Source organism: Bacteroides sp. ET489 (genome assembly GCF_030518095.1).
Taxonomy (GTDB): Bacteria; Bacteroidota; Bacteroidia; order Bacteroidales; family Bacteroidaceae; genus Bacteroides; species Bacteroides ndongoniae.
Map to the genome: position 1 here is coordinate 1 of NZ_JAULLJ010000099.1, position 1,682 is coordinate 1,682.

Below are 1,682 nucleotides of genomic sequence, written 5' to 3' on the forward strand. Positions count from 1 at the left end.
AGCAAGGCTGACCTTGCGGCAGTTGTGGGAGGACTGCTACCTACAAATGGTTTAGTACGTAAAACATATAATAAATCAATAACCCCGTCTGATGCGTTTCAACTCGCAGTTGAAGGGAGCTCAAGATATATTATTGTTATATCGTATGACTATGAGAAAAAACATTCCTTGTTATTGGTCGACAGATATGGCATAATAACCCTCAATGATGGATTAGCAAACTATTTAACGTACGAATTACAGGGTACAACATTTATCGTAACAGCAAAATTCGGAAGCGTGGGATGTAAAATATCTGTTCTCGTATTCTAATTCATCAATATTTTATGGGCTATCAATGCCATGTTCTCGTTTTTTTGTAAAACAGCAGTCTTAAATGTTACCAGTAATATCTATTGAATCTTTATCCGGCTCTTGTTCTATTAATACATTTGAGAGTGGACGGCTTAACATTATCGTGATGTCACCGGCAAAACACCAAATTTTGACCGATGAAGCATCTTTTTTGTACTTAAGTTTAAGATTATAGCTGCCTTGTATGTTTCCAGTTAGGTAAACTTTTAAATTGGCGAGGTTTGAGTAACCAATTGCATTAAATGTTACTTTCACTGGAAGTGTATTTTGATAAGACGTAAGACATGCATCAATTGAAACGGCTATTTCACCTGCAATATGTGCAAGCAGATACCATTTAGGTGTGACACTATTTATTCTCAAATAACTACATGTAGGCATAAGTCCTTTGTTAAGGGTTGTCGTTATTGGTAATAGTCCTCCCACGCGTGAAGATTAAACAACATTATGTATAGTATTCTGCACGTGTGGGAGGACTGCTACCAAGTCTTAAAACAGTTTCACTTAAATCTTTTAAAGCCGATAAGGATAATTGGTATAGGATAGCAGAGTCAACAGTTGGGCCAAATTACCCTTCTTCTCTGGTAGTAAATATATCTAATGTGTATGGAAATGAAAATCAAAAAAAAATTTTAATGTATATAGCTGGTGATGGTTATGCTGAAAACCTAGCAACAGTACTTGCCAAAAGTGCTGACAATGCGATATTAAAGGTACGCATTGTCAAGAAGGCTAGTACAGAAAGTTCATATAAAACCTATATTGACATTATGCCTGCAACAAATAATATTTACTATGTATCTTGTGCTAACATTATCAACATGAAGATGCCTGATTCAATTGAGAATGTTACAACTAATGGAGTACCTTCTGGTTACACATCGGTAGAATTTTCAATTCAATAATTAGCAAATTAGAATAGGCTGTCTCAAAATGCTACTGTTGTTTCATTCTGAGACAGTCTCATTATTATGTTGCTAACTTATATTAAACGTTTTCCATGATGTCCAATTCCCAGCAGCATTTTTCGTTCTAAATTTGATTGATTCACCTGTTTGATTGGCCTGGATTTGCAACACACTTATGCCACATGTGAAAGAAAGAAATGGACCTACGACACCACTACCATTTGTTGTACCATATCCATAACCACTACCATCTCTTACACTCTTCCCGTCTTTTCCATATAAATCACCTAATTTAGTAAAATTACCAGCAGGCATAAGTCCTTTTTGGGAATCAGATGCCACAGGTAATAGTTCTCCCACATAGATTGATATAATATGTTATTGTAATGATATTGTTTTCCAAGATTGCCATCCAGAAGC

At 35.5% G+C, this 1,682-nt stretch carries 4 protein-coding genes; 2 read left to right on the forward strand and 2 right to left on the reverse strand.

The features are described 5' to 3' along the window. Nucleotides 1–312, forward strand: a 312-nt coding sequence (locus Q3C19_RS18140) for a hypothetical protein (protein WP_302731240.1), incomplete at its 5' end; no start/stop codon positions are given. Nucleotides 313–372: 60 nt separating this feature from the next. On the opposite strand, the gene Q3C19_RS18145 is transcribed toward Q3C19_RS18140, so the two are convergent. After that, nucleotides 373–735, reverse strand: coding sequence for a hypothetical protein (locus tag Q3C19_RS18145; RefSeq protein WP_302731243.1), 363 nt, complete (start codon nt 733–735; stop codon nt 373–375). 86 nt (nt 736–821) lie between these two features. Between Q3C19_RS18145 and Q3C19_RS18150 the strand changes: the two genes are divergently transcribed. Continuing rightward, nucleotides 822–1,259 carry a hypothetical protein gene (locus Q3C19_RS18150; protein WP_302731245.1) on the forward strand — a complete coding sequence of 146 codons (438 nt, stop codon included), beginning with the start codon at nt 822–824 and terminating at the stop codon, nt 1,257–1,259. 72 nt (nt 1,260–1,331) lie between these two features. Here Q3C19_RS18150 and Q3C19_RS18155 read toward each other — a convergent pair whose 3' ends face one another. After that, entirely contained in the window at nt 1,332–1,622 is a 291-nt protein-coding gene (locus tag Q3C19_RS18155; protein ID WP_302731247.1) for a hypothetical protein, read from the reverse strand. Between the last annotated feature and the right edge of the window lie 60 nt (nt 1,623–1,682).

What these genes read in the sequence shown, in the direction of transcription:
- Q3C19_RS18145 (WP_302731243.1), bottom strand. Translation starts at nt 735, where the DNA reads ATGCCTACATGTAGTTATTTGAGAATAAATAGTGTCACACCTAAATGG.